Source organism: Methylobacterium sp. WL6 (genome assembly GCF_008040095.1).
In the GTDB taxonomy this organism is placed as follows: Bacteria; Pseudomonadota; Alphaproteobacteria; order Rhizobiales; family Beijerinckiaceae; genus Methylobacterium.
Genome location: NZ_VRVH01000358.1, coordinates 1 through 4,071, shown reverse-complemented (window position 1 = coordinate 4,071; position 4,071 = coordinate 1). Strand labels below are relative to the sequence as shown.

The window sequence follows — 4,071 nt, the reverse complement described above, 5'->3', positions numbered from 1 at the left end:
GCCTCGCCGCGGGCCTCGCCCATCTCCACGCGCGCGGCCTGCTGCACGGCGACGTCTACGGCCACAACATCCTGTGGGACGCCGCCGCCGGCGAGGCGGTGCTCAGCGATTTCGGCGCGGCCTCGGTGCTGCCCGACGGGCCGCCCGGCGCCGCCCTGCAGCGGGTCGAGGTCCGCGCCTTCGGGCTGCTGATCGCCGAGGTGCTGGACCGTGCGCCCGCCGATTTCCCGGAGGCGGCGGCCCTGCGCGATCTCGAGCGCGCCTGCGTGCAGGCGGAGGTCGGCGCGCGCCCGGCGATGGCGGATGTGGTGCGCGCCGTCGGGTGATGACCGTGCGGCGCGCGACCGCGCGATCGGCCACGCCCTCGATTGTGCGGAAGAGCGTCTCAAGAGCGGTCCAGCGCAGGCCATCCCGTTCAGTGACCCGGCTTGCGAAAGCGTGGCAAGGATCCGACGGGGCGCGTCCAGTCATCGCCGGCTTGCGTCAACGGTCCAGCTTGTATCCGGCGCTCGCGCGCGTCGTCATACTCTTGCCGTTTCCGTCGTTCATCTGCGCGTCACCGCACAAGATGTAGAGTCGAGGTTTGATTCCCCGGCACCCCGACGGTCCGTCCGCCGGCCGCTCCCGCTCAACAGCAAGGTCCTGAATGTCGAAGCTCACCCCGATCGCCCTCGTCGGCCTCCTCTCGGGCGCGATCCTCACGCCGGCCGCCGCCGGCGAGCCGGGGGCCTTCAACGGGACCTGGGCCGTCGATCTCGTGACCGAGAGCGGCCTGTGCGACGCGCGCTACAGCACCTCGGTCGCGATCCGCGACGGGCAGGTGCGCGCCGCGTCGGCGGCGACGGCCGCCCGGGTCAGCGGGCAGGTCGGGGCTGACGGGACGGTGGGCCTGAGCGTCTCGAACGGCGCCGCGAGCGGCGCGGCCTCGGGTCGGCTGCAGGCGCAGGGCGGGGCCGGGACCTGGAAGGTCTCGGCTTTGTGCTCCGGCCGCTGGACGGCGCGACGCAACACCACGCGCACCGCCCAGGCCGAGTAGGCGGCAGGCCGCCTCAGGACGGTTTCTCGCCGCTCAGGCGGCGGCGAGCCAGGTGCGGGCCTCGTCGAGGCGGGCGCGCTCGAACACCTTGATCTGGGCCGGCGAGACGAAGCCGAAGGTCTCGGCGACGACCTTGAGCCACTGCGCGTCGGTGACGAGCGCCACGTGGCTGATGCCCTTCATCATCGACAGGCCGAAGCGCGGGTCCTTGAAGAAGGCGGCCGGCTCCATGCCCTCGAAGGCGCGGATGTCCTCCAGCAGCTTGAGCTTGCCGCCCTTGTCGAGGTCGGCCTTCATCGCGGTCATCACCGCGTTCATCTCCTCGTCCGTGATCTTCCCGTCGACCACGATCTCGGCGACGCTGGACTCGGGCTTCTTGGTGTAGCTCAGCACGATGCGCGCTCCTGAAATGGACGCCGCCGGTCGGGACTTCGGCGGCGCCGCACCTTCCTACAAAACGCGATCCCGGTCGCCTACAAAAAGCTCTGCGGGTCGACGTCGATCGCGACGCGCACGTTGCCGCGCACCTTCGGCCCGCGCGCCAGCCAGTCGCGCAGGTAGCTCTGCAGGTCGACGTTGCGCTCGGTCTTGACCAGGAGGCGGAAGCGGTAGCGCCCGCGCACCAGCGCCAGCGGCGCCTCGGCGGGCCCGAGCACCATCACGCCGTCCGGCGGCTCGGCGGCCCGGGCCAGCACCTGCCCGTGGGCCTCGGCCGCCGCGCGGTCGTTGGCGGAGACGATCAGCGCCGCGAGCCGCCCGAACGGCGGCAGGCCGGCCGCCTCGCGGGCGGCGATCTCCTCCTCGTAGAAGCGCTCCGAATCGCCAGACAGCAGGGCCGCGATCACGGGGTGCTCGGGCTGGTAGGTTTGCACCAGCGCGCGGCCCGGCCGTTCGCCGCGGCCGGCGCGTCCGGTCACCTGCTGCAGCAGCTGGAAGGTGCGTTCGGCCGCCCGCGGATCGCCCGAGGTCAGGCCGATATCGGCGTCGAGCACGCCGACGAGCGTCAGGTGCGGAAAGTTGTGGCCCTTGGCCACGAGCTGGGTGCCGATGACGATGTCGCATTCGCCCGCCGCCACCGCCTCGAGCTCCATCCGAAGCCGCTCGGCGCCGCCGGGAAAGTCGCTCGACAGCACGATGATCCGGCGATCCGGGAAAAGCTCGGCGGCCTCCTCCGCGATGCGCTCGACCCCGGGGCCGCAGGGGGTGAGGTTGTCGAAGGTGCCGCATTCCGTGCAGGCGTCCGGCCGGCGCTCGCTGTAGCCGCACTGGTGGCAGACCAGGGCCTTGCGGAAGCGGTGCTCGACCAGCCAGGTCGAGCAGTTCCGGCACTGGTAGCGGTGGCCGCAGGCGCGGCACAGCGTCAACGGCGCGTAGCCGCGGCGGTTGAGGAACAGCAGCGCCTGCTCGCCGGCGGCGAGGTTGGCCTTCACCGCGTTGATCATCGGCGGCGACAGGAAGCGCCCGCGCTCCGGCTTGTCGAGGCGCATGTCGATCGCCTGGATGTCGGGCAGGCGGCGGCCGCCGAAGCGCTCGGGCAGCCGTACGCGCCGGTAGCGCCCGCGCTCGACGTTGACCCGCGTCTCGATCGAGGGCGTCGCCGAGGCCAGCACCACCGGGCAGCCCTCGAGCTTGGCCCGCACCACGGCCATGTCGCGGGCGTGGTAGTGCACGCCGTCCTCCTGCTTGTAGGCGCTTTCGTGCTCCTCATCGACCACGATCAGGCCGAGCTTCCGGAACGGCAGGAACAGGGCCGAGCGGGCGCCGACCACCACCCGGACCTCGCCGGCCGCGACCCCGGCGCGCAGCCGCTCGCGCCGCCGCCCGCCGATGCCGGAATGCCAGGCCGCCGGACGGACGCCGAAGCGCTGGGCGAAGCGGTCGAGAAACTGCGCCGTCAGCGCGATCTCGGGCATCAGGATCAGCGCCTGCCCGCCTGAGCGGACGCACTCCGCCACCGCCTCGAAGTAGACCTCGGTCTTGCCCGAGCCGGTGACGCCCTCGAGCAGGACGGCGCCGCTCCCGCCCGCCTCCGCGGGGGCGGCGACCAGGTCCGCGACCGCCGCGGCTTGCGCCTCCGACAGCGGCACCCGCGGGAACTCCGGGTCGGGGGGGAGCGCCACCGGCTCGGGCGCGAGCGCCACCGTCTCCAGTGCGCCGTCGTCGATCAGCCCGTCGACCACCGAGAGCGAGACCTCGGCCGTCTTGGCGAGCACGCTCTTGCCCCGGATCTCGCCGTCGGCGGCGACCGCCAGAACCTTGTCCCGGGCCTTGGTCGGGCGGGCCGGGAGCTTGCCGGTGGTGCGGACGCCGACGCGGACCACCTCGGCGGCGGCCGCCTCGTCGGGCAGGCGCAGCACCATGGCGAGGGCCGAGCCCTTCGGGGCCAGGGTGTAGCGCGCGATCCAGTCCACCAGCCTGCGCAGCGGCTCGGAGAGCGGCGCCACGCCGAGATGGCCGGTGACCGGCCGCAGGTTCGAGCCGCCCGCCGTCTCCGCCACGCCCCAGACCACGCCGACCGTCTCGCGCGGCCCGAGCGGCACCTGCACCACGTCGCCCGCCGCCAGCGCCAGGCCCGCGGGCACCGCGTAGCTGTAGGCGGTGTCGATCGCGAGCGGGATCAGGATCTCGGCGACGTGCGGCATGGACCTGGGCGTTGGGTTGCGGGGACCGACGGCATGTTCCGGTTTTGTACCATGAAACGCGCCGTCACGCAGAGGTCGTGCCTTCCGACGGCGGGCGCAAGCGCGGAACGAGCGGCAGCGCGGCGAGGCTCAGCACCGCCATCGCCCAGAAGCCGTGGCCGTGGAAGGCCGAATACAGCGGGCCGGACGCGAGCGTCCCGCCGCGCCGGCGAGCCCGAGGCCGACGGTGCCGTAGAGCGTCAGCGCCGTGGCGCGGGCGGCGGGCGGCACGGTCCGCTCGATCAGCCCGAGGGAGGCGAGATGCAGGAGCGCGAAGCTCAGGCCGTGCAGGGACTGGATCGCGGCGAGCCAGGGCAGCGCCACCGTCTCGGCCTGCACCGCCCAGCGCAGCGC

General features: G+C 73.3%; 3 protein-coding genes and 2 pseudogenes. 2 read left to right on the top strand and 3 right to left on the bottom strand.

Features of this window, described 5'->3' with window-relative positions; translation table 11 throughout:
- A pseudogene (locus tag FV230_RS25465) lies at positions 1-326 on the top strand (protein kinase); the annotation flags it as partial.
- A gap of 320 nt (positions 327-646) precedes the next feature.
- Positions 647-1,036, top strand: a complete 390-nt coding sequence (locus tag FV230_RS25460; protein WP_147729391.1) for a hypothetical protein — start codon at positions 647-649, stop codon at positions 1,034-1,036.
- Positions 1,037-1,069: 33 nt separating this feature from the next.
- Here the strand turns inward: FV230_RS25460 and FV230_RS25455 are convergent, their stop codons facing one another.
- From FV230_RS25455 to FV230_RS25445, 3 genes and pseudogenes are all read right to left on the bottom strand, one after another.
- Positions 1,070-1,429, bottom strand: a complete 360-nt coding sequence (locus FV230_RS25455) for an STAS/SEC14 domain-containing protein (protein ID WP_147729390.1) — start codon at positions 1,427-1,429, stop codon at positions 1,070-1,072.
- Between the two features lie 80 nt (positions 1,430-1,509).
- Positions 1,510-3,678, bottom strand: a complete 2,169-nt coding sequence (locus tag FV230_RS25450; RefSeq protein ID WP_147844375.1) for a primosomal protein N' — start codon at positions 3,676-3,678, stop codon at positions 1,510-1,512.
- Between the two features lie 64 nt (positions 3,679-3,742).
- Positions 3,743-4,071: pseudogene (locus tag FV230_RS25445) on the bottom strand (MFS transporter); the annotation flags it as partial.